The organism is Butyrivibrio sp. MB2005 (assembly GCF_000424285.1).
Taxonomy (GTDB): Bacteria; Bacillota; Clostridia; order Lachnospirales; family Lachnospiraceae; genus Butyrivibrio.
In genome coordinates this window covers 75,283-95,767 of record NZ_AUJP01000009.1, presented here as the reverse complement: position 1 = coordinate 95,767, position 20,485 = coordinate 75,283, and the positions used below count along the sequence as shown (strand labels likewise).

The window sequence follows — 20,485 nt, the reverse complement described above, 5'->3', positions numbered from 1 at the left end:
CAGAGTATTGACTGATACAGCAAGATTAGTTTTGGCAATTATAGGAATATTCGGCGGCGTTCTATGTGCAACAGCTGATCTGTTTTTGGATTTAAAAGGACCGGATAACAGGAAGCTTGGAAAAATGGGAGTGATCGACAGCGCCTGGGAGAGAATGGCGCACTTTAGGTTTGTGCTTTCCGGGATATTGGCGATGTTTGCCGTACCCATGTATTCATGCGGATTTATATCCCTGATGCAGCTGGATGGAAATTATGCAATAAGCGCCATGATTCTTAGAATTATTTTTTTATGCGGGGCCATGGGCGGCTTTATGATACACATTTTCCTGTGCCTGCAGCCGACCATATATCAGATCATCATGAAAAAGAATGATCAGGAGCTGGCTGAAGAAGTGATAAACAGCATATTCAGACAGATATATGTTCCGTTTTTTACGCTATATACCATGCTGGTCATTATCCCGGCTATCGCAGTTATGGCTTTCATAATAAAAGGCGTATTGCCGCTGCCTTTGTGGTGCGTGCTGTTTAATCCGGTGGTTTTCCAGATTATCGGCTTTATTCTAAGGGCAACAAAATTAAAGATATTCATAGATGCGCCAAGCTGCTGCGCAGCAAGCCTTGGACTTGCTGCCTATGGTGTACTTGCGCTGATTAGTTTGTAAATACCGGAGGGAAGGAATGAATAAAAGGAAAAGGATTGCGTGGCCATTTATCATATTGATGGCATTTATAGTGGCGGTAATTGTTGCCGGAGTTACATTCTCGTATTTTGGAGGATTCGGAACAGGCGAGACCGCAGATATAGAAGAGTATGCAAAATACGCCGGATCAGTTGCAGATATCACAATTCCCGAGAATACAAAGATTGTGGCCCTGGGTGAAGCAACTCACGGTAACACAGAGTTTCAGGAGCTCAAACTTGACGTATTTAAAGTTCTGGTTGAAAACTACGGAGTCCGAGCCTTTACGCTTGAGGGCGATTGCGGCGGATGTGAGGCAGTCAACAGATATATCAACGGCGGAGAAGGAACGGCGGAAGAAGCTGCAGCCGCAATTGGATTCGCTATCTACAGAACAGAGCAGATGGCAGAGCTTATTTCATGGATGCGTGAGTACAACGATTCTGCTTCTGAGCGTGATAGACTTAGATTCTACGGTTTTGACATGCAGAGAACTGCTTACAATCACAAGTATCTTGCGGAAGGCGCAAAAGAGCTTGGGATTGATGTAACTGAACTGGAGAAGACCTGGGATGATGAGGCAGAGGATATTGATTCTGAGTATGATCGTGAAAAAAGAGCTGCAATCTATGAAGAGCTGAAGAAAGAACTCGCTAAGGTAAATTCAACAAAGGCCAAGTATGTTGCACATTTTGCAGATATACTGCTTCAGAATATTGAGCTGTTTACAGCTTATGAAACCGGAGCTTCGAGCTCTCCCAAAATGCGAGATGGATACATGGCAGATAATATCAATTGGATCCTTAAGCAGGAAGAGAAGCTTGGAAATAACACGATTTTTGTGTCTGCACATATTGGTCATGTGGAGCGCCATGGAACTTACGGACCTGATGAAAAGGTAACAGGTAATCTTTTGGCTGATGCTCTTGGAGATCAATACTTTGTAATCGGTACTGATTTTTACAAGACGAAATGCAATCTTCGCAAAGGAGAAGGTCCAAAGAGAGTGAATAAGACTTTTTTCTCATACGATCCGCTGGCAAAAGCTTCGTATAAGTGTGGTTTCGATGAGAGCTATCTCGATTTTTCCAAGATTCCGGATGACTCGCCACTTAAGAACAGTGTCAACGAGTATACATGGATGGGATCACTTGGAGAAGCATATTCACCGCTTATGGCTGTTATTCCCATGACATATAGGATATGGCGATCACCGTCTGAACTTTACGATGCTATGATATATGTATCAAACGCACAGCCTATACAGGTAAAATGATCCCCTAGGGCCAAAATAAAAAAGGCTTTTGGCGGAAGGATTAGCATTGCGACGCTAGCAGCATCAGCCATTATAACTCTCGGTGCGACTCTGATAACGGTGCTCATATTGTCTCAGTTACAGGGTAAAGCATTCGGTGAATACTGGAGTCTTGGAGCATATCCATTCTGGGCATCATTTCTTTTTTCAATCACAACAGGTCCCACAGGAGAGGAATCCGGATGGAGAGGGTATCTTCGTCCGTACCTTAATGAAAAGTACAGCTTTTTCAAAGCATCTGTGATACAGGGCGTTATATGGGCATTCTGGCATACAGTACTTTGGTTTGTGGATTCTGATTACATGGGAATTCAGATGATTCCCTATGTGTTGTCCAATGTTATCGTAATGACAGGACTTTGCTTTATCATGAACTATTTCATGGAAAAGAATGACAACCTGATTTATGGCATAGTGATCCATTTCTGTTTTAATTTCCTGTACTGTTTCTTGCAGGTCGATATATGGTTCTACGTTGTTCTGTCGTCTATATACATTTTGATAATTGCACTGATTACATTAAAAAAGAAAGCGGGGGAGTTTCAATCCTGTTAGATAGTAAACCTGTGCAAAATCAGGCGAGACTAGTGCAAACCAAAACTGAAAGGAGCAATCAATTATATGTCAGTGACAAAAAATGAATTGATAAAAGCACTAACAAACCTGGGCGTTAAGCCCGGTATGATCCTGGAGGTACACAGCTCACTTAGCAGCTTCGGCAAGCTCGAGGGCGGGGCGATGACTCTCATCGATGCCCTAAAGGAGCTTGTGACAGAAGAGGGAAGCATTTTCATGCCCGCACTCAGACTTAGCAAGGAGCTTGAGCTCACAGAAGAAGATAAGAAAATGGGCATCACAGTCAAGATAAAGGTTCTTGATAGAGATGAAAAGAAAACTGCCATGGGAGCTATAGCGGACACCTTCCGCATGCTCCCTGATACTGTCTGTGGGGAAGAGGTCATTAGTACTGCCGGATGGGGCAAGCACGCTGAGGAGGCAGTAAAGGGCGGCCTTGATTATGCCATCCATAACGGCGGAAAAGCTCTGATGTTTGGCGTAGATATTTATAAGCTAACAGCCATGCATTACATGGAGGGAGCAACTCCAAAGGACATAAACAAAATGTTTGAGCCAACAGAGGAGATAAATAAAAAGTATCCTCCGGAAGGCTGGTTCATGGAGGCCGGACATCCGCCGGTAAAAGCCTGGTACAAGATACAGGATATGGCATATAATAAGAATCTGATAAAAGAAGCTTATATAGGGGATTGTAAGGTGATGTTCTTCGACATATTGTCAGTAGTTTCTTTATACGAAGAAGAACTTAAGCGTGATCCTTACGGTCTATGGGGATTAAAATGAAATTTAGTGACAGCTGTGCAAAATGCATGTATGACAGACAATTAAAGAAAACAGATAATAAGGACTATCTGGCAGAAATAAAGGCGGTACTGGATAACAGACCTGAGGATATTACAAGTCCAGAGCTTGTTATTCAGATTAATAAAATACATGAAAAGTATTTTGGACCATTGCCGGATTTTAAAGATGAAAAGAAGGAATACAACGATCTGGTTCTTTCCATGGAAGATGATCTGAGAAAAGAAATCGAAAGCAGCGAAGACCCTCTTGCCACAAGCATAGTAATGAGCAGAATAGGGAACTATATAGATTTTGCGGCATTGCATCAGGTTGATAAAGAGACGTTTTTAAAGCTTTTTGATGATACAAAAATGCGTGAGGATGAGAGACAGGTTTACGAGTCATTTTGCGATAAATGCTCTAAATCGAAAAGGTTTATTCTTTTGACGGATAACTGTGGTGAGATCGTTCTGGATAAGCTAATGTTTGAACAGCTAAAAAAGAGATATCCGCAGCTTGACCTTATGATTATGGTTAGAGGCGGAGATGTATCTAACGATGCAACCATGGAAGATGCGTTGTACGTGGGCCTTGATAAAGTTGGGAAACTTATTACCAATGGCGCACCGATAGCCGGCACAGTATATCCAAGGCTCTCAGATGAAGCAAAAGCAGCTATAGATAATGCAGATATTATCTTTTCCAAAGGCCAGGCAAATTATGAATCATTCGCCTGTGAAGGACACCATGCTTTCTATACCTTTTTGTGTAAGTGCGATTTATTCATTAACAGGTTTAAAGTTCCGAAGCTTACGGGAATGTTCGTTGAAGAGTGATTTATGAATCATAACTTGGGATAATAAATTACAAACTATTATGGAGCAAAATGAAAACCGGGCAGAAAGGGGCATGAGGAGAACAACGATGAAAGTTTTTTTGCTTGAAGATGACAATGCCATAAGTATGGGGCTTAAGTATTCTCTTGAAAAAGAAGGGTATGAAGTTACACTTACAGAAAATGCCAAGGATGCCAGAAATGCCTGGAAAAACGGCACTTATGACATTTGCATTTTGGACATCAACATTCCGGATGGCAACGGTTATGACGTGTGTAAGTTCATTAAGGAAAAAGAGGATGTCCCTGTGATTTTCCTCACAGCCAGTGACGCGGAAGTAAACGTGGTAATGGGCCTTGAGATGGGAGCAGATGATTATATCTGTAAGCCCTTCAGAATCAATGAGCTTATGGCCAGAATTAAGACAGTGCTCAGGCGCTCCGGAAAAAGAACAGGCGGCGCAGGTTCAGGTGATGCATCCATAGAAAAATTAGGAAATATCACTATTTACACAGGTGAAGCAAGGGTTACAAAGAAGGAGGAAGACAACGGAGAGGAAACAACTGTTGAACTCACAGCGCTTGAATACAGACTTCTTCTTACTTTTTGCAACAACAAAGGCGTGGTACTTTCAAGAAATCAGCTGCTCCAGGATTTGTGGGACGTAGCCGGTGACTTTGTAAATGACAATACGCTTACGGTTTATATAAAAAGACTTCGCGACAAGATTGAAAAGGACCCGGCAGATCCGCAGATCATCAGGACTGTCAGAGGTATGGGGTATATTAGCTGAGAGAACTACCTTGTGAGGAATTGTATGAGAAACCAAGACTTTAGAAGAATCATGATTATTGGATCCGCTGTAACCATTTTAATGGCTTTTGGCGGATTCATTTTTGCAGGAATAACAGCAGGGATATTGCCCCTTATTACCGGGGCTGTGCTCCTTGCTGTCTTTTTTTACTACACAAAAAAGAGGTATAGCAGGATAGAAGAACTAAACGACTATCTGGTGAAGGTTTTGTCAGGAAGTGATACCCCTGACATCCTGAATCAGGAGGAGGGCGAGCTTTCGATCCTTGTAAACAATATATATAAAGCTTCATCCACCCTTAAGGCTCAAAATGAGATACTTAGTGACGACAAAAAGCAGCTTGCATCCGCAATAGCGGATATTAGCCATCAGCTGAAGACGCCGCTTACATCAATGATGGTCATGAATGACCTTCTGGCTGTCGAAGACGATCCGGAAAAGCGCCGGGAATTCCTGCAAACCCAGTCCGCGCAGCTTTCGAGAATGAACTGGCTGATACAGACTCTCTTGAAGCTGTCAAAGCTTGATGCAGGAACCATAGAGCTTAAGCGGGAACAGCTTTCAGCAAAGGAATTGCTGGCAGAAGTCATAAAGCCCTTTGAAATTCAATTCGAGCTTCGCGGAGTCTCATATAAACAGGCTGTAACCGACATGTCTTTTGTCTGCGATAAAAACTGGACGGTGGAAGCACTCCAGAACATTGTCAAAAACTGCATTGAGCACATGGATGAAGGAGGAGAGCTTGAAATCACTACTCTTGATACGACTCTTTTTAGCCAGATAACCATAAAAGATACCGGTTGCGGAATCGCCGCTGAGGATATCCCTCATATTTTTGAACGTTTTTATAAGGGTAAAAATGCAGGAAAAGACAGTGTTGGAATAGGCCTTGCACTGACTAAGGCTATCATAGAAGATCAGCATGGCGAGATTTCAGTAACAAGCAAAGAAGGCGTGGGATCTACCTTTGTGATTAAGCTGTACAAGACGATCGTGTAAGAGACAAGACTCGGAAATGTGACAAAAGTGTAATAAAACAGTCACTTGATTGTAATCTCAATATAATAACCTATCATCAGAAACAATTAAACGAACAATGTAAATGATGAGAAGGGAGAATTCGTATGAAGATATTGGAAATAAAAAACCTGTGTAAGGTCTACGGAAGCGGAGAGACAAAAGTAGATGCTCTTAAGAACGTTTCCTTTGATATAGAGCAGGGAGAATTTGTTGCTATAGTCGGACCATCAGGTTCGGGAAAATCTACTCTGATGCATATTCTGGGAGGCGTTGATACGCCTACTTCAGGGGAAGTGAATATCTCAGGTACGGATATCAGTAAGCTGAATGAAACAAAGCTTGCTATTTTCAGAAGAAGACAGATCGGACTTATATATCAGTTTTACAACCTGATTCCGATCCTCAATGTGGAGGAAAACATGACTCTGCCGATTCTTCTGGATGGAAAGAAGCCGGATAAGAAGCTCTTAAATGATCTTGTTCAAAAGCTCGGATTATCGGAGAGAGTGGGACATCTTCCCAATCAGTTGTCCGGTGGACAGCAGCAAAGAGTTTCAATCGGAAGAGCGCTTATGAATCATCCTGCACTTCTTTTGGCAGATGAGCCCACAGGTAACCTTGATTCCGAGAACAGCAGAGAAATCATAGCTCTTCTTAGGAAATTCAATAAGGAGAACAGACAGACGGTTATCATCATCACTCATGATGAGAGAATAGCTCTTTCAGCGGACAGAGTAATAACAATTGAAGATGGTCAGATAACCCATGACTCCAAGAGGGAGGAGGTGAGTGCGTAATGAATATCATATCAAAACTCACCATAAGACACCTTCTGGAAAATAAGAAGAGAACTATTGTTACGATCCTTGGAATTGTGGCATCTACAGCACTTATCACAGCCATATTGGTTGGTGTTTTCTCATTTTTCAGTTTTTTCGGAAGCATCAACAGACTTACGGATGGTGATGTTCACGCTGTCTACGATAAGTTGACATGGGAAGATGTACAGGCTCTTGAAAATGATTCCAGAATAAAATATGCCGGAGTTGTCTGCACGGATCCTACCATCACAGGTGTCAGGATGTTCACAGATAAAGAGATGCGTTTCAGGGTTGGCAATATTTATAATGGCGGCGGGGATATATACAAGCAGCTTGTGGTTTCTGAGTATGATGGCAAGCTCCCCGAAACCTCTGATGAAGTTGCAGTTGAAGAGGGATTTCTTAAGGATAATAGCCTTGATCTTCATGTTGGAGATACCATTACTTTTGAACTGGGAAACAGATATGAAATAGAACCGGATGGAACAAAGATTTATTATGGCGGATCATACAGATCTGAAGAGCAGTTCGAAGTTCTTTCTACAGAGAGCGCTACTATTACGGCAATCCTTCATGGCAACAGACCAACAAAGGACTTTGATATCCTCCGTGGCATGGACTTTGGCACGACCGTAGGGCTTGATGTTAATGGTGATTCATACCTTGACTGTCGCATAGCTTTAAAAAAGGCTGACAGTACTTCGGCAGTTCAGATACAGCAGATTGCCGAGGATTACGGTCTTCATATCGGGGATATGAACACTGAATTCTTGATAAGTGTTTTTGCTACCAAGGGAATGGGCGGTACCTACATTCAGTTTTTTACATTGATGGGAATTGCTCTTTTGATAGTAATTGCTACTTCGGTGGTCCTGATCTACAACGCCTTTGGAATGTCACTTACTGAGAAAGTGAGATACCTTGGCATGCTGGCCAGCGTTGGTGCTACAAGGGCACAAAAAAGATCATCCATATATTTTGAAGGATTGGTGCTGGGTCTTATCGGAATTCCTCTGGGGATTCTCGCAGGATGTGCAGGTGCTGCAGTAACCCTGGATTTCCTTGGAAGGAAAATTCTTGAATCAGATATGATTGCTGGAGCTGAGGGTATGCGAGGAGCTATTCCTATCATAGTTAACCCTTATGTTATTCTGGCGATTGTGATTGTTTCCGCTGTGACAGTATTTATATCCGCCTTTGTTCCGGCAGTCAAGGCATCTAAGATAATGCCTCTCGATGCACTCCGCCAGACAAATGTGGTTAAGATGAAGGCAAGAAGACTCAGGGTCAATCCTTTTATAAGAAAAATCTTTGGTTATGAAGGTGAACTTGCTTACAAAAACATAAAGAGAAACGGATTTAAGGGAACAGTAATTGTTTTTTCCATGGCGATATCGATCATAATGTTCCTGACTATCGACTTTTTTAATAATACATTTTTGAAGCTGAATCAGTATGAGATCGATCTTCCGTTCAACATATATGTTTCTTGCGGGCTGGATGAAAAAGACAGGTTAAAAGAGGAACTGGAGGCTCTTCCGGAGGTTGAAAGAGTTGTATCTGCAGACTATGTTACCTATCTTTTTAAGGATCATGACAATAAGTCTGATTTTGTTCCGGCAAACAATAGCTTTTTGAATAAGGATTATCTCACAAACGATTATAAGGCACTGTTTGACAACCTTGACGGTGTTATGGTGATCCTTGTGGATGATGAAGATTTCGATAAGCTCCTTAACGAAAACGGAATAAATCCTACTGATTATCATGGAAAAGAGCTTAAGGGAGTAATCCTTGACAGCTACCTTCATACAGAGAATGGTAAGCCTGTTTTTAACGAAAGTATAATTGGCCAAAAGATTTTTTATGATGATCCCGAGAATAATCCACCGGTTGTTGAAGTGAGCGGAATCGTTAAGTACAAAGAGGATAGCTATGTTTGCAATCTGGTGCCCAAGAACACAGTGGATGTTTACGTTCCCGTATCAATGTATTATGAAAAAGCGCAGGAACACTTAGACAAAACAGCTCTTAGCTATACATACGGTGTGTTCCCCACTGGTAGTGAAGAGGGACTTGTATCAAAGATCAGTGACATCACAACTTATGGCGGCTACACAAACTGCGTGGTTCAGGATCTGTCACAGGCAATAAATGCCATGGATACAGTATCCCTTATGCTTAACACTGCAATGTATGGATTTACTATTCTTTTGACACTTATCGCTATTGCTAATATTGTGAACACCATATCTACAGCGGTACATATGAGAAGGCAGGAATTTGCCATGTTCAGATCCGTGGGAATGGAGGAAAAGGGTATTAAGAAGATGCTTATCCTTGAAACTATTCTCTATGGATTAAGAGCCCTGTTTATTGGAATACCGGTATCAATTTTTCTTAGCTTCCTGATGTTTAACACAATTGAGAGCAAGGTATTCGCCTTTGAACTTAATTACCCTATGTATCTGATGATGGTTGTTGCAGTATTTATTATCATTGGATTCAGCATGTTACTTAGTGCATCAAGGATCAGGAACGACAGTATTATTGAGGCACTTAAGTGCGATACCATGTAATGGACCATCAAAAAGGCTTTCTTTGAGAAAGCGCAGAACCTGAGGAAAAATCAGTGAAATTTAGGTCGTTATCGGTGTAGATGACGACCTCTTTTTTATCATGTGATAGGTTTGAAAATAAAGGAGCTGTGAAAATGAAATAGTTCAAAGATATGATGATGAGCAAAGAAAAGAATGGGTGTTGTAGGAGAAAATGATAGAAATGAATGCGATAGTAAATAGAAGGGACAAATTTTTTGGCCCCGGAAAATTTTATATAAATGCCTTGTCGATAGCTGTACCTATAATGCTTCAGCAGCTTATACAGAGCATGGTTTCGCTGGTTGACAACTTCATGGTATCAGGCCTTGGAGACATCGCTATGTCGGGTGTAAACGTGGCCGGACAGGTCATGTTCATTTTCATGGTTTATGTAAATACGATCTGCACTGCAGGCGGAATTTTCATGACTCAGTACTTTGGCGCTAAGGATAAGAGGGGTATGGGGCAGGCCTTTAGATTCAAGCTGATCATGGGTCTTGCTGCCGCTATTCCTTACTATCTGGTGTGCAGGGGATACCCGAGACAGATACTGTCTCTTATGGTAATCGGTAACACCCAGGCGGATGCAATTCTTGACGCAGCTGTGAGCTATATTGGAATCTGCTTTTTTGTAGGTATTCAGATGACTATATCCGTTGTCATTGCAAGCTCTCTTCGCGATCTTGGAAAGGTAAATATTCCGCTTGTGATCACCGTTATAGCAACCCTTATCAATACATGCCTTAACTGGGTGCTTATCTACGGACATTTTGGACTTCCTGCCCTGGGAGTAAACGGAGCTGCTTACGCCACAGTTATTGCACGAACCTTTGAATTTATAGCTTTCCTTGTAGTTTATGCGAAGCTTAAACCGGATTTCATGGTGAGATTTACAGATTTCATCAGGATAGACGCAAGGCTCTTTGGAAGCATGGCAAAGAAAGGCGCGCTGGTTCTTTTTTGTGAGATGGTGTGGGTGCTTTCAGAAACAGTTACAACCGCTATCTATAACGGAAGAGGCGGAGCAGATGTTGTATCAGGCATGGCATCAGGCTTTGCAATAGCAAATCTCTTCTTTGTTGCTATCGGTGGTATTTATTCTGCAACAGGAGTTATTATCGGAAAAACTCTCGGCACAGGAAACCTTGAAGAGGCCCGTATCCAGAAAAAATGGCTCCTATCAGGAGCATCAGTCCTTGGCGTAATGATGACTTTTGTGGGCCTTGGAACTACGCTTATCGTGCCTGTTGTATTTGGCAGGTTAAGTGACAGCGCAGTAGGCATCTGCAGGAACATGGTAATTCTTCTTGCTTTCTTCATGCCTGCATGGGTTCTCATGAATGCGCAGCAGGCTATAGCAAGAGCCGGAGGCGACACAGCCATGGGAATGTATACGGACGCATTTATAACGATTCTGGTTATGTTGCCGATGCTATTCATTTTTGCTAGATACACTAATGTCGGACCGGTGACAATGTACTTTGGAGTAAAGGTCCTGGATCTGGTGAAGGTAGTAATATTCCACTTCTGGCTTCACAAGGAGCGGTGGCTTAAGAATCTGACAGTTCCTCAGGCTGCATGATTTTGCAGTATAAAAAAGACATCTATCCGGCTTTTAGGCGCGTTCTCTTTTCTTTTGATGAACGGCGTATTATCATTGAGATTGACACTGCTAACTGCACGGATAGACATCTTTTTTGAGGTATATATGAATAAGAGATTCGATGACTTTTTTTCGTACCTGGTCATAATTGTCGGAGCATTTCCTCGCTGTGGCATTTGGCGGAGCGCTGCTCGGGCTTGGACTGGCGCTCATTCATACGGAATGATTGCAGGAGAGAATAAGACTCTTATCTGCTATGTGAGCTATTTTGAACTTCAGAAAATGAAGGAAATAATTGCACGAAACAAGGGTAGCTTCAGTACGGTTTCCACAGTAGATGAGATATTGAGATAGTTTATTTTTTATTGTTTTCACTATAAACTTGCGAAATTACAGACAACAGGGGAGGAAAACTATGCTTACAGACATTTATGAAGTAAACAAAGCACTGTTTGAAGACGGGGTTCAGACCGTGCTCAGAGCCCAGGAAAATCGCTACCGGACAGTTAGTATTCTGAAAGGGAATCTGGTTAATAATTCCAGACGAGAATCACGAGGAGTAAGTGCGCTGGTCGGAAAAGAGGGACTATATGGATTTGCATCCATAGCTGAATGCAGTGATGAGGCAGCGAAAAAGGTTTTGAAATCAGCATCTGAAAATGCAAAACTGATGGCTCGCCATGCAGGGAATAAGGGAATTGTCCTTCCGCCTTCCTATGGAACAGGGCTTGTTCCCACAAACGGGGATATTGTTGATGCAGAGCAGAAGAAAATAATTGATGCATGTCGTAAGATGGACGATTACATCGCTCAGAAATACCCGAATCTGGAGAGTCGTTCTATTTATTACAGCGAGGATTCACAGGACAGAATCATATACTCTTCGGATGCTTATGATGGACATCTTGTTACACCCAGAACCTGCATGTATGTTGGCATGAGCCTGAAAACAAAGGACGGTACACCTGTAGAATGCTACAAAGGTCTTGGCGGCTTTGGGAATTTTGAGGATAATTTCGCTGACGTTGAACAGTATTATCCTGAGCTTGAAAAGCTATATAAAAAGGTTAAAGACAAGTCAGAAGGTGTCTATGCCGAAGCAGGCTACAAGACCGTTGTACTTGGCGGAGATATGGGCGGAATGCTTGCTCATGAAGCTGTTGGCCATACTGTAGAAGCAGACCTTGTAATGGGCGGCAGCGTTGCCGGTCCGAACCTTGGAAAAAAAGTAGCTTCTGAACTGGTAACACTGGTTGACTTTGCTCACACCTATAACGGAGAGCGTGCACCTCTTCCTGTATACCTTGACGACGAGGGTATCAAGGCAGAAGATGCAGTGCTTATCAAGGACGGTATTCTGACGGGATATATGAACAACCGAGAGACAGCTGAGAAATTTGGCATGAAGCCCACAGGAAATGCCAGGGGATGGGCTTTTTGCGACGAACCTCTTATCAGAATGAGGAATACCTGCATTCTCCCCGGAAAAAATACTGTCGAAGAGCTGATAGAATCCGTTGATGACGGCTATTATCTCATCAATTCGGGCAATGGTCAGGCTGACCTTACGGGTGAGTTCATGTTTAGTGTGGTCTGCGGCTATGAGATTAAAAACGGCAAGATTGGCCGGGCACTTCTTGATACAACAGTTTCCGGAATTGCCTTTGATATGCTCAAAACAGTGGATATGGTTTCCAATGAGGTTGAATGGACCGGATGCGGCTGGTGCGGAAAAAAGCAGCAAATGGCAGTAGGTATGGGCGGTCCGCATATGCGTTGTAAGATCATGATCGGCGGAAGATAACATGAGTAGTAAGATCACGATCGGCCGAAGATAACAAATCGAGATTTCAAGGGAGGACGTATTTAAATGAGCGAGATGAGAGAAGTCGCAGATTTATTCGATAATATACTAATTGATAAAAAGATAGATAAATATACATACGTACTAGTAGAGTCCGAAAAACAGGAGCTTAACGCACAAAACGGTGAATTCAAGCTTATGCGAACAGTGTTTGACTATTACACTTCCTTAACTGTTTTTAAGGATAATAAAATGGGAAGTGCCAGTGGAAATGACCTTTCTAAGGATGCGCTAGTTAAGCTTGCCGAGGATGGTCTGACTGCATCAGAATCATCTCCTGAGGATCCCTGCCATGACATAGCTCCTGATCAGGGAAAAGAGGTATTCAGACAGGGCCCCTACGAACCTGATATGGATAAGTTTATAGAGAGAATTCAGGAATGTCTTGATTCCATAAAAAAGGAATATCCCAAGGTTAATGTTATGGCTGCAGTGGGTTCTTATGACAAGAGCCACTGGATATCAAGGAACACAAATGGGACAGAATTCGAGGATTTTTCCGGCCATTACAATTTTTTCTTCGAGATTAGCGCAAGAGAAGATGATAAAACCAGTGGCTTTGGCTGGGCCGGTGTTACCGTAGACGATCTGGATACACCTTTTATTGATAGGGGTAATCTAAGACAAAGTCTTGAGGATATCAGTAACAGTATTCACACCAAGAGCATTGACGGGAAATTTGAGGGAACGGTTATACTCACTCCCGGAGCAGCTTCCAACTTCCTGGGCATGCTGATTTCCCATTATATGTCAGATGGCGTTATCATAGACGGAACAAGTCTCTGGCTTGATAAGGTCGGCGAGAAGGTGGCAAGCGATAAGCTTACGGTATCAAAGAAGCCATTTGATGACAGAATAGTTGGAGGAGAAAGAGGAACCCAGGACGGATTTAGGGCAGAGGATGTGACCTTAATAGAAAACGGCGTGCTGAAAACACACAGCTTAAGCCTGTATGCAGCCAACAAAACAGGACGTCCTGTTGTCAAAAACACAGGATGGAGCCTTGTAGTTGAACCCGGCGATAAGCCCCTTTCAGAGATCATTAAATCCGTTGACAAAGGCCTCATCATGGGAGGCTTCTCCGGCGGAGAACCCGGAACAAACGGAGATTTTTCCGGCGTCGCAAAGAACAGTTTCTTCGTCGAAAACGGCGAAATCAAATATGCTTTATCCGAGACCATGGTAAACGGCAACCTGGGTGAGATCGTCAAAAATATCCGCGACATTTCCAAGGAACTTGTCTGCAACGGCAACTCTGTCGTTCCGTATATAGCCGTTGATGGCGTTGTTATTTCAGGAAAATAAGTGAAAAATATTATTAAATATATAAAAATGATAAGGAGGAAAGCCATGATAAATTGCAGCGCATTAGCTCCATGCAGATAAAAAAATTTGTATGGAGGGTAAATGATAATGAAAAATAAAATAAAAGAATTAAGAGATTTTTACATAATTTGGCTTACGCAGAGTCTTTCACAGCTGGGTAGTGCAATAACAGAATTTGCGCTGACACTTTGGGTGTATGAAAAGACCGGATCTGCGCTGAGCACGGCGGCACTTACAATCTGCACATATGCACCGTACGTTATTATGAGCATTTTCGCCGGGGCATTAACAGATAAATTCGATAAAAAGAAAACCATGCTCATCTGCGATCTTATGGCAGCGCTTACGACAGTTGTTGTATTTGTTTTATACAAAAACGATGCTCTTACAATGTGGCATCTGTATGCCATCAATGCGTTTTCGGGGCTTATGAACACTGTTCAGCAGCCGGCTTCAGAAGTGGCATATTCACTTATCGTTCCAAAGGAACATTATCAGAAGACCGGCGGATTCCAGCAGTTGTCACGTTCTCTTATATCAATCGGAAATCCGCTTATTGCTGCGGCGCTTTATGGGCTGGCAGGATTGGATGTGGTAATCGCGGTTGATCTTCTGACTTTTGCCATAGCATTTGTGGCATTGTTGTTTTTCATAAAACTGCCTGAGATTCATGAGGGATCAGATAAAAACGATAACGTGATCAAACTGGCTAAAGAGGGGATTAGCTTCCTGAAGGAAACACCACTTATTCTTACCATAATCCTGTTTATGTCAGGAGTTAATCTTACAGCTTCAACTTTTGATGCTGTACTTCCGGCACTTGTCATACCTCAAAAAGGCAACAATGTGTATGGCTTAGTAACAGCCTGCTCAGGACTGGCAATGGTAGCAGGAAGCTTCCTTCCTATGATTCTGCCTAAACCTAAAGACAGAGTAAAGGTAATATATCTGACAATGCTTTTTTCACTTGGGATAGAAAACTTCGTACTGGCATTTTCAAGAAGTCCTGTTTTATGGTGCATCGGACAGATCTTAGGCTGGGTGTTCGTGCCGCTTATGGCTGCCAATCAGAATGTAATAATGAGGAATGTTATTCCTATAGAACTTCAGGGAAGAGTGTATGCTTGCAGAAATACTCTGCAGTTTTTCACCATTCCAATCGGACTGTTTCTTGGAGGATTTTTCGTAGACAAAATCTGCGAACCATTCATGACTATGAGAAGTGATAATGCATTCTGGACATTTCTTTTTGGAACCGGAAAGGGCTCAGGAGCAGCACTAATGATGTTCATACTTGGAGTGTCCGGAACCGTCCTCTGTATAACATCAGGTCAGATTATGAAAAAATATAAATATACTGAATAATTCAAATATGCCTTCAGATGGCAAAAACGCACTCTGAAGGCATACTTTTAAGGCTTTTGAGAGAATGTCTTACTTGAAATAAGGATGTCAAATCAGAATGAACATAAGAAAAATGACGGAATCAGATATGATCGAGCTTGCCAAAGAAAAAGGAATGGATAAGGTCAAAGCTAATATCTATTCCTTCAACACCCAAAGTCAGCGGATGTTTCAGTCTGTAGGATTTGTGAAAACAGAGGAAGAATGGTTTGAATACAGTATTTCTGAGAAACTGAATGGAGAAGGCCATTCCTGCGGACATGGAGGTTGTCATCACTAATGATAGTTACTCTTTTTCTTACATTTGCAAAAATAGGGCTTTTCACCTTCGGCGGTGGGTATGCCATGATTTCGTTGATAGAAAGCATCTGTGTTGAGCAGAAGAAATGGATAACCCATGAGCAGATGATGAAGATCACGGTCATTGCTGAGTCCACACCGGGGCCAATAGCCGTTAACTGTGCCACTTATGTTGGATATAAGCAAAAAGGTATTGCAGGTGCTATTGCAGCGACTCTTGGAGTGGTGACACCTTCTTTTGTAATTATTTATCTGATCTCAAAATTCCTTGAGAATTTCCTTGAGATTCAGGGGATAGTAAGTGGTTTTAAAGGAATAAGGATTGCGGTTGGTATCCTGATCCTTGATGCAGCAATAGGCATGATAAAGAAGATGGAAAAGAAGACTGTACCATGCATAATCCTGAGCGCGGCCTTTTTGATAATGCTTCTAAACAACATTTTCAATCTTGGAATATCCTCCATCCTGCTTTTAGTGATCGCAGCAGTGTCCGGTATGGTTATATCCGGAATATCTAATATGCATTCCATGAAAGGAGGTGCAGATAAATGATATATCTGGATCTGATCATTGGCTTTTTGAAGGTTGGACTATTTTCATTTGGCGGAGCATATGGTGCTATACCGCTTATAAGAGATGTAGTCCTGCATTATGGCTGGATAGATGAAGAAACTCTTGTTAATATGATCGCAATCAGCGAAAGTACTCCGGGGCCTATTATGGTAAATCTCGCAACGTATGTTGGATGTAGCAAAGCAGGAGTACCTGGCGGAATCTTAGCGACACTTTCCGTGGTTACTCCGGCATTTATTTTTATCATACTTCTAATGACCTTGATAAACAGGGTATCAGGGAAAAAGTGGTTGAAAGCAGCGTTTAATGGGATTAAACCGTGCATTATCGGCATTATACTGGCTATGGGAGTCAGTATGATTGGCAAGAACGGCTTGACTCCGCTAATTTATGAAAAAGATATTCTTCCGGTGTTACTGACATTAGCACTGGCGATGGTCTATTTTGGATTTCGGAAGATATACAAAAAGAAAATGTCACCGATTATCCTGATATTGGTATCTGCATTTGCCGGCGTAGTAGTTTATGGCTTTTGACCCCTTTGGGGACGGGGTTATAGGACCAAAAAATGACATTGACCCCGTCCCCCTGGCTCATTTACTGAGTGTTACCTCCACTCCAAAAACTATTGCTACTTTACTCATGCATTCCTCCTTTTTTATTTGGGTTAGCATATGCTAACATTATATGTGACAATACTACGGCATCAATATTTGGCACTGAGAAGATATCTCAAGAGTGTGAAAGAGTATGAGGACCCCTTCAAGGGGTAGCCGGTATTACAAGCGCCCTTTCAAGGGCTGCGACGAGTCAAAGGCGATAAAGGCTTGAACAAAGTGAAAGCCAGCGTCTTTAGGCGCTGGCCGGTAACTGCCCCTTATAGGGGCGAGCAAACCACCCGTTGGACGGGTGGTCATGATTTCTTTTTCTTCTTGCCAGCCATGAAAACCTTGATTGCATCAAAGGTCTCATCACTGATGTAGTGCTCCACACGACAAGCATCTTCGGAGGCGATCTTATCGTCAACGCCAATATACTTAAGTGCTTCAGTCAGTACTGTATGGCGCTCGTAGATGCGCTTAGCCAGAACTTTGCCTGCTTCTGTCAAAACAACAAAACCATAGTCATCAGTCTTGACCAGCCCCTCATCCTTAAGAAGATGCATGGCGCGGCTAACAGAAGGCCTTGAATAACCTAGCTCCTCGCCGATATCAACGGCACGGACATGGGTGTGGCTTTGTGAAAGAACATAAATTGTCTCCAGATACATCTCTCCAGATTCTTGAAGTGCCATAATTTGGCCACCTTTCTTAAGCTTTTTCTTACAATTAAGAATACTATAACCCATGAGGAAAAACAAATGGAAATACAAGTGCCGGCTAAAGAGTTGGCATTTTCGCCGTGTAAATTACTACCAATTTAATTGCGTAAAAGCTGATAAAATCTGGGTTTTTTGAAAAATTCTTATTGACAATTATTATTGATAAGCATATCCTATGAATGAAGTTAGCATATGCTAATTGATGTAATACATTGCTAACGACACTTAAGCAAATAGGAGAGTAAAATGTCTATGTCACTTAACGAAGCAGCACTCGGTACAGAATATACAATCGAAAATGTCGCAACTGGCGGCGATGAAGAGATGGAGAGCTTTCTCTTTTCACTTGGTTGTTATAGTGGAGAGAAGATCACAGTTGTAGACAAAAAGAGAAATTTGGTAGTCGCTATTAAGGATGCAAGATATAATATTGACCCTGAGTTAGCGGATGCTATCAGAATTCAGTAAGATTCGAAGACACATTTAAAACGTGTTTTGAATGATATTGCAACTTTTAGGAGGATGAAAAAATGAGAATCGCTATGGCGGGTAATCCCAACAGCGGCAAAACAACCATGTACAATGCCTTAACCGGTAGATCTGAAAAGATCGGTAACTGGGCCGGCGTTACAGTTGACAAGAAAGAGAGTGCTATCAAAAAGAGCTACTATGATGGCGACAAGGAGCTGATCGCAGTAGACCTTCCCGGAGCATATTCAATGTCTCCATTCACATCAGAGGAGAGCATCACAAGCGGATATGTTAAGAACGAGCATCCTGATGCTATCATCAACATCGTGGATGCAACTAATCTTAGCAGAAGTCTCTTTTTCACAACACAGCTCCTTGAACTTGGGGTTCCTGTAGTTGTTGCTCTTAATAAGAATGATGCCAATGATAAGAAGGGCAACTCTATTGATGAGAAGCTCCTTTCAGAGAAGCTTGGTTGTCCTGTTATCAAGACTGTAGCTACTTCTGAGACAGGTCTTAAGGAAGTTGTCAAGGCAGCTGCTGAACTTGAGGGTAAGGGTCAGAAAGAGCCATATGTTCAGGGTAATATCGATCTTACCAGCAAGGCTGAGGTTGAGGCAGCTGACAGAAAGCGATTTGAGTTTGTCAATAAGATCGTAAGCGAAGTAGAGAACCGTAAGGTATTCACCAAGGACAAGAACTTTGGCGATACGATCGATAACGTAGTTACACATCCTGTTCTTGGTATTGTGATCTTTGCAGCCATCATGTGGCTTGTATTCTATATCTCACAGACAACAGTTGGAACATGGCTTGCAGATATCCTTGCAGGCTGGATTGAGTCCTTCCAGGGAATGGTTGGAGATGCAATGGCAGATGCCAACCCACTTCTTTATGCTTTGCTTGTTGATGGTATTATCGGCGGTGTTGGTGCCGTTGTTGGTTTCCTTCCACTGGTTATGGTCATGTACTTCCTTATCGCTCTTTTAGAGGATTGCGGATACATGGCTAGAGCAACAGTAGTCCTTGACCCTATCTTTAAGAGGGTTGGCCTTTCAGGAAAGTCAGTAATTCCTATGATCATTGGTACAGGATGCGGAATCCCGGCTATCATGGCCTGCAGAACTATCAGGAATGAGAGAGAGAGACGTGCAACAGCCATGCTTGCAACCTTTATGCCATGTGGAGCCAAGCTTCCTGTAATAGCTCTTTTCGCCGGAGCATTCTTCCCGGAGTCAAGATGGGTAAGCTTTATCTGCTACATGGGTGGTATCCTTCTGATCCTCCTTGGAGCACTTCTTATCAAGGCTATCACTGGTATGAAGTACAGAAAGAGCTTCTTCATCATTGAGCTTCCTGAGTACAAGGTTCCAAGCCTTTTATTTGCTCTTAAGTCAATGCTTGAAAGAGGTAAGGCATATATCGTCAAGGCCGGAACAGTTATTCTTGTTTGCAACACAGTTGTACAGATCATGCAGACCTTCGACTTTAGCTTCCAGCCGGTTGAAGAGGGAATGGAGAGCACATCGATCCTTGCAGGAGTTGCAGGACCATTTGCATATCTTCTCGTACCTGTAGTTGGTGTTGTCAGCTGGCAGCTTGCAGCGGCAGCTATTACAGGCTTCATCGCAAAAGAGAATGTTGTTGGTACTATCGCAACAGTATATGCAATCTCTAACCTCATCGATACAGAGGAGCTTGAGCTTATCGGTGAAGGAAATGCAGTAGCAGCAGTAATGGGAATTACCAAGGTTGCAGCCCTTGCATATCTTATGTTCAATCTTTATACACCACCTTGCTTTGCGGCTCTTGGAGCTATGAATTCTGAGATGAAGTCAGCTAAGTGGCTGTGGGGTGCTATTGGACTTCAGCTTGCAACAGGTTTTACTGTTGGATTCCTTGTATATCAGATCGGAACTCTCATTACAACAGGCGCTTTGGGAGCAGGCTTTGTATACGGACTTATCGCGATTGCTGTTTTTGCAGCATTTATCGTATACCTGATCCGGAGAAATCAGAAAGAGATGGTTTTGGAGTACAAGCTGGACTGATCTGTTTATAGTAAGCGTCAGAAGTATCTGCCGCTTACTATAAAAGCTCCGCAGGGATGCACACGGATTTTGTAATGAAACATGTCGCTTTCAGCGACCAAAATCCGGCGCTGCAAACG

The 20,485-nt window shown here is 42.5% G+C and carries 20 protein-coding genes; 19 read left to right on the top strand and 1 reads right to left on the bottom strand.

What is annotated here, in order from left to right; all coding sequences use genetic code 11:
* The first annotated feature begins 7 nt into the window (after positions 1 to 7).
* The 17 genes from G610_RS0105090 (at position 8) to G610_RS0105010 (ending at position 17,059) form a co-directional block, all read left to right on the top strand.
* On the top strand, positions 8 to 667 hold the full coding sequence (locus tag G610_RS0105090) for a DUF6796 family protein (RefSeq protein WP_026523922.1): 660 nt from the start codon (positions 8 to 10) through the stop codon (positions 665 to 667).
* A 16-nt stretch (positions 668 to 683) separates the two neighbouring features.
* Complete coding sequence (locus tag G610_RS19785; RefSeq protein ID WP_051197662.1) at positions 684 to 1,961, top strand: erythromycin esterase family protein; 1,278 nt, start codon at positions 684 to 686, stop codon at positions 1,959 to 1,961.
* A gap of 108 nt (positions 1,962 to 2,069) precedes the next feature.
* The gene (locus G610_RS19780; protein ID WP_051197661.1) at positions 2,070 to 2,555 is read left to right on the top strand and encodes a CPBP family intramembrane glutamic endopeptidase; all 486 of its coding nucleotides are present in this window, start codon (positions 2,070 to 2,072) and stop codon (positions 2,553 to 2,555) included.
* A gap of 66 nt (positions 2,556 to 2,621) precedes the next feature.
* Positions 2,622 to 3,362 (top strand): AAC(3) family N-acetyltransferase, encoded by a 741-nt coding sequence (locus G610_RS0105075; protein WP_026523921.1) that lies wholly within the window; start codon positions 2,622 to 2,624, stop codon positions 3,360 to 3,362.
* Positions 3,359 to 4,198: a damage-control phosphatase ARMT1 family protein gene (locus G610_RS0105070; protein WP_026523920.1), complete on the top strand. Its 840-nt coding sequence runs from the start codon at positions 3,359 to 3,361 to the stop codon at positions 4,196 to 4,198. Before G610_RS0105075 ends, G610_RS0105070 begins: the two co-directional genes overlap by 4 nt.
* Before the next feature lie 88 nt (positions 4,199 to 4,286).
* Positions 4,287 to 4,991, top strand: coding sequence for a response regulator transcription factor (locus G610_RS0105065; protein WP_026523919.1), 705 nt, complete (start codon positions 4,287 to 4,289; stop codon positions 4,989 to 4,991).
* Positions 4,992 to 5,015: 24 nt separating this feature from the next.
* On the top strand, positions 5,016 to 6,011 hold the full coding sequence (locus G610_RS0105060) for a sensor histidine kinase (RefSeq protein WP_026523918.1): 996 nt from the start codon (positions 5,016 to 5,018) through the stop codon (positions 6,009 to 6,011).
* Between the two features lie 125 nt (positions 6,012 to 6,136).
* Positions 6,137 to 6,829 carry an ABC transporter ATP-binding protein gene (locus tag G610_RS0105055; RefSeq protein WP_026523917.1) on the top strand — a complete coding sequence of 231 codons (693 nt, stop codon included), beginning with the start codon at positions 6,137 to 6,139 and terminating at the stop codon, positions 6,827 to 6,829.
* On the top strand, positions 6,829 to 9,432 hold the full coding sequence (locus tag G610_RS0105050) for an ABC transporter permease (protein WP_026523916.1): 2,604 nt from the start codon (positions 6,829 to 6,831) through the stop codon (positions 9,430 to 9,432). The genes G610_RS0105055 and G610_RS0105050 overlap by 1 nt, the downstream gene beginning before the upstream one ends.
* A 202-nt stretch (positions 9,433 to 9,634) precedes the next feature.
* Complete coding sequence (locus tag G610_RS0105045) at positions 9,635 to 11,035, top strand: MATE family efflux transporter (protein ID WP_026523915.1); 1,401 nt, start codon at positions 9,635 to 9,637, stop codon at positions 11,033 to 11,035.
* A 126-nt stretch (positions 11,036 to 11,161) separates the two neighbouring features.
* Complete coding sequence (locus G610_RS23435) at positions 11,162 to 11,410, top strand: DUF2179 domain-containing protein (protein WP_026523914.1); 249 nt, start codon at positions 11,162 to 11,164, stop codon at positions 11,408 to 11,410.
* Between the two features lie 61 nt (positions 11,411 to 11,471).
* Positions 11,472 to 12,860 carry a TldD/PmbA family protein gene (locus tag G610_RS0105035; RefSeq protein ID WP_026523913.1) on the top strand — a complete coding sequence of 463 codons (1,389 nt, stop codon included), beginning with the start codon at positions 11,472 to 11,474 and terminating at the stop codon, positions 12,858 to 12,860.
* 66 nt (positions 12,861 to 12,926) lie between these two features.
* The gene (locus tag G610_RS0105030) at positions 12,927 to 14,225 is read left to right on the top strand and encodes a TldD/PmbA family protein (RefSeq protein ID WP_026523912.1); all 1,299 of its coding nucleotides are present in this window, start codon (positions 12,927 to 12,929) and stop codon (positions 14,223 to 14,225) included.
* Between the two features lie 108 nt (positions 14,226 to 14,333).
* Positions 14,334 to 15,611 (top strand): MFS transporter, encoded by a 1,278-nt coding sequence (locus tag G610_RS0105025; RefSeq protein ID WP_026523911.1) that lies wholly within the window; start codon positions 14,334 to 14,336, stop codon positions 15,609 to 15,611.
* 97 nt (positions 15,612 to 15,708) lie between these two features.
* Positions 15,709 to 15,930 (top strand): hypothetical protein, encoded by a 222-nt coding sequence (locus G610_RS19775; protein ID WP_051197658.1) that lies wholly within the window; start codon positions 15,709 to 15,711, stop codon positions 15,928 to 15,930.
* The gene (locus G610_RS0105015; RefSeq protein ID WP_026523910.1) at positions 15,930 to 16,502 is read left to right on the top strand and encodes a chromate transporter; all 573 of its coding nucleotides are present in this window, start codon (positions 15,930 to 15,932) and stop codon (positions 16,500 to 16,502) included. Before G610_RS19775 ends, G610_RS0105015 begins: the two co-directional genes overlap by 1 nt.
* Entirely contained in the window at positions 16,499 to 17,059 is a 561-nt protein-coding gene (locus G610_RS0105010; protein WP_026523909.1) for a chromate transporter, read from the top strand. The genes G610_RS0105015 and G610_RS0105010 overlap by 4 nt, the downstream gene beginning before the upstream one ends.
* Before the next feature lie 377 nt (positions 17,060 to 17,436).
* Here the strand turns inward: G610_RS0105010 and G610_RS0105005 are convergent, their stop codons facing one another.
* Positions 17,437 to 17,817, bottom strand: coding sequence for a metal-dependent transcriptional regulator (locus G610_RS0105005; protein WP_026523908.1), 381 nt, complete (start codon positions 17,815 to 17,817; stop codon positions 17,437 to 17,439).
* 279 nt (positions 17,818 to 18,096) lie between these two features.
* Here G610_RS0105005 and G610_RS0105000 point away from each other — a divergent pair, with 279 nt between their 5' ends.
* Positions 18,097 to 18,312: a FeoA family protein gene (locus G610_RS0105000; protein WP_026495674.1), complete on the top strand. Its 216-nt coding sequence runs from the start codon at positions 18,097 to 18,099 to the stop codon at positions 18,310 to 18,312.
* A gap of 62 nt (positions 18,313 to 18,374) precedes the next feature.
* Positions 18,375 to 20,366 (top strand): ferrous iron transporter B, encoded by a 1,992-nt coding sequence (feoB, locus tag G610_RS0104995; protein ID WP_026523907.1) that lies wholly within the window; start codon positions 18,375 to 18,377, stop codon positions 20,364 to 20,366.
* Positions 20,367 to 20,485 lie beyond the last annotated feature (119 nt).